3 protein-coding genes are annotated in these 3,623 nt (G+C 53.8%); all 3 read left to right on the top strand.

Going from position 1 to position 3,623, the window contains the following annotated elements; all coding sequences use genetic code 11:
- Positions 1-236: 236 nt before the first annotated feature.
- Genes QVO51_RS04695 through QVO51_RS04685 form a run of 3 tightly spaced genes read left to right on the top strand, consistent with a single transcriptional unit; the run spans position 237 to position 3,529 of the window.
- Entirely contained in the window at positions 237-2,021 is a 1,785-nt protein-coding gene (locus tag QVO51_RS04695; protein ID WP_022357429.1) for a CDP-glycerol glycerophosphotransferase family protein, read from the top strand.
- Positions 1,999-2,778 carry an ABC transporter permease gene (locus QVO51_RS04690; RefSeq protein ID WP_015557358.1) on the top strand — a complete coding sequence of 260 codons (780 nt, stop codon included), beginning with the start codon at positions 1,999-2,001 and terminating at the stop codon, positions 2,776-2,778. Before QVO51_RS04695 ends, QVO51_RS04690 begins: the two co-directional genes overlap by 23 nt.
- A 10-nt stretch (positions 2,779-2,788) precedes the next feature.
- A complete protein-coding gene (locus tag QVO51_RS04685; RefSeq protein ID WP_015557359.1) occupies positions 2,789-3,529 on the top strand; it encodes an ABC transporter ATP-binding protein in 741 nt (246 codons plus the stop codon).
- The last annotated feature ends 94 nt before the right edge of the window (positions 3,530-3,623 follow it).

The following is a 3,623-nucleotide window of genomic DNA, read 5'->3' as shown; positions in this document are numbered from 1 at the left end:
AACAGCACGCAGAGCATCAAAGACCGCAGAAAAACAAAAGACCACAAACAGCAGCGCAGCAAAGCCGCCCCCAATACTTGACACCCCTCCCCATTGGTGCTATAATAATATTTGTATGTTCTGATGCAGCAAGGCTGTACTGTACAGGGGTGCTTTTATGTAATTTCTCTGTGCAATATCGCCAAAAATCAAGACGGCACCCCAGAATCCGCATCACAAATGAAAGGGAAGTTTCTATGTTCGGAGGCATCAAATACCAGATCAACCGTTTACAGGATATGGCGTTCCGCCGCTATATCTCCCACTATATTGTCCAGGCCATGCAGCTGAATACCCAGCGCAACAAGGTCATCACCTGCGACTTTATCCTGGAGGCTGACACCTCTCCCCAGGACGAATTCGAGCTGTTCAAATACATCTACGAGCAGCACAACGAATACTTTGTCCCCTACTACATCATCAACGAGCACTGCGCCGCCTACCCGGAGATCAAGGCAAAATACGGGGACAACATCATCCCCTACAGCGCCGAGAACATTGTCTCCTTCGCCTTCTATATGAAGGAGCTGTTCAAGACCACCAAGTTCATCTGCGGCGGCTTCCAGGTGCTCCACGCCCTGTGTCTGGGGATCACCGACGGCTGCAAGCGCAGTCCCTATGTGTACTCCTTCTTCACCCAGCATGGGGTCAATTTCTTCAAGGACAACTTCATCTCCCAGTCCTCCTACAGCGCCTTCCTCTTTGACAAGATCATGATCTCCAACGACTTTGAGAAAAATCTGTTTATGGACCGGGCATGCTACAAGGAGGAGAACCTGGTCAAAAACGGGCTGTTCCGGTGGGATCTGCTCAGTGCGGATCACGCCCAGTCCAACAAGAGCATCTTTATCTACTTCACCCACCGGCGGTACCTGCGGAATATCGAGGATATCCAGGATACAGTGTATGTACGCACCATCACCAGCCTGCTGCGGAACAAGGAGTTCAACCGGCTCATCGAGGAAAACGGCTACACCGTCCAGGTGGCGCTGCACCACACGGTGCTGCAGGTCTGCGGCAACGACATCCTCCAGGGGGTACAGATCCTCAAGGACGAGGAGATTGCCGACGCCAAGAAAAACGCCGCCCTGCTGATTACAGACTACTCCTCCATGTGCTTTGAAATGTGGTTCCAGCACAAGCCGGTGATCTTCCTGAATGTGCCGGATACGGAGGATTGCCTCACCTATGGGCATAAAACCGACCTGCCCGCCCCCTACAGCGGCAAGGAGGACTATATCTTCAACGTGGCACAGAACGTGGACGAATGCGTCAGCATGCTGGGGCATTACTTTGCCACCGGCTTCCGCTTCTCCCAGGAGGAATGCCGGAAGCGGGACAGATTCTTTTACTACAACAGCGATTTCTGCGCCCGGTTCTATCAATACCTGGTGGATACCCGGAACGACACCAAGACCCTGTACCACCTGCCGGTAAATTTCTCCATGGAGTTCGCCCGGTGCCCGGATATCAACACCTACGCCATCGAGCTTCCCACCCCCCACGGCAGATGGGTGGTGCGGAAAAAGGCACACTTCAGCTTCTTTGTGCCCGCCGACAGCAAGGATCTTGCCATCCAGATCCGGTTCCGCCCCTATCTGCGGTACAAGCAGTATAAATTCTTTGCAAAGGTGGGAGTCAACGGTCACTGGCTCCCCCGCCGGGAGGTCTTCACCCGGGGCATCAAGGCGTTCGTACTGGATGTGCCCCGTTCCTGGATCGGTGCCGACGGCAAAATCGAGATCCAGTTCAAATTCTCCCATGTATACAAGCGCAGTCAGCTCCGGATCCCCGGAGGCGACCAGCGGTACCTGTCCATCCAGCTGCTGACCATGGATCTGCTGGAGCGTGACCACAGCTTTGCCGAGGTCAAGGATCAGTTTGAAGCCATCAACGAGGAACGTGCCCGTCAGCGTGCGCTGCTGGAACAGGGACAGGACGAGGAGTGGAGTAATCAACATGACACAGACGCTGATGAGTAAATTCCAGAAGCACCGCTTTCTGTTCGAGGAGCTTGTGAAGCGGGACTTCAAGAAAAAATACAAGCGCACCGTACTGGGCATGTTCTGGAGCATCCTCTCCCCCCTGCTGCAGCTGCTGGTCATGAGCGTGGTGTTCGTGAAATTCTTCGGCAGATCCACCCCCCACTACACCATCTACCTGTTTGCCGGAAATCTGACCTACTCCTTCTTTAAGGAATCCACCACCGGGGGCATGAATTCTCTGATGATGAACGCCAATATCATCACCAAGATCAACGTGCCTAAGTACCTGTTCCTGCTGTCCAAGAACGTATCCTCTCTGATCAATTTCGGGCTGACCCTGATTATCTTCTTCCTGTTCGTTGCCATCGACGGGATCCCCTTTACCCCGAAATTCTTCTTGCTCCTGTTCCCGATCCTCTGTCTGATCGTTTTCAACATCGGAGTGGGCTTCATCCTCTCCGCCATGTTCGTGATCTTCAAGGATATCCAGTATCTCTACGATATTTTCACCCTGCTGCTCATGTACCTGTCCGCCATCTTCTACCCGGTGGACTCCTTCAGCACCACCGTGCAGCACCTGTTCTATGTGAACCCCATGTTCACCTACATCTCCTACATCCGTTCCATTGTGCTGTACAACACCATCCCGCCCCTGTGGCACCACGGTCTGTGCCTGCTGTATGCCCTCCTTGCCATCAGCATCGGGGCGCTGATCTACAAGCGGAACAACTACAAGTTCCTGTATTATATGTAAGGGGTGCGGCATGAAAAAAGTCACATTACAAAACATTTCCGTCCGGTACATCACCGGAGATTTCACCGACATCGGCTTAAAGGACTATGTGATCCAGAAGCTGAAGCGCCAGTATCACGTCAAGGAATTCTGGGCGGTGAACGATGTATCCTTCTCCCTGGAGGAGGGGGATCTGCTGGGCATCGTAGGCAGCAACGGTGCCGGGAAATCCACCCTCTTAAAGGTGATCTCCGGCATCATGTGCCCCACCACCGGGAAAATGAGCGTGGAGGGCACCATCGCCTCCCTGCTGGAGCTGGGCACCGGCTTTGACGGAGAGCTGACCGTCCGGGAGAACACCTTCCTCCGGGGCGCCATGCTGGGCTACACCCGGGAATTTATGAATAAGAAGTACGAGGAGATCATCGACTTCTCCGGTCTGGGGGAATTCCAGGATCGCCGCTTCAAGCAGTTGTCCTCCGGCATGAAATCCCGGCTTGCATTCTCCATCGCCTGCCTGGTAAACCCGGACATCCTGATCCTGGACGAGGTACTGTCCGTGGGAGACGGAGCATTCCGGAAAAAGAGCGAGCGGAAGATGGCGGAGGTCATCAAAAACGGCGCCACCACCCTGCTGGTATCCCACTCCCTGGATCAGATCCGCCGGATGGCAAACAAGGTGCTGTGGCTGGATAAGGGCAAGCAGATCGAATTCGGAGATACCAAGACTGTCTGCGATCATTATGCGGCGTTTTTGAAGGAAAAGAAATAAGCGGAACCCGGCAGATGCCGGGTTCTTTTTTGTAGGCATCATGGAACCAGTTGCGTTTGTGGGTTCTTGGATGCTCTGCGTGCTGTTTCTACGC

The organism is Ruminococcus sp. CAG:379 (assembly GCF_000434255.1).
In the GTDB taxonomy this organism is placed as follows: Bacteria; Bacillota; Clostridia; order Oscillospirales; family Ruminococcaceae; genus Ruminococcus_F; species Ruminococcus_F champanellensis.
This window is presented reverse-complemented; position numbering and strand designations above follow the sequence as displayed.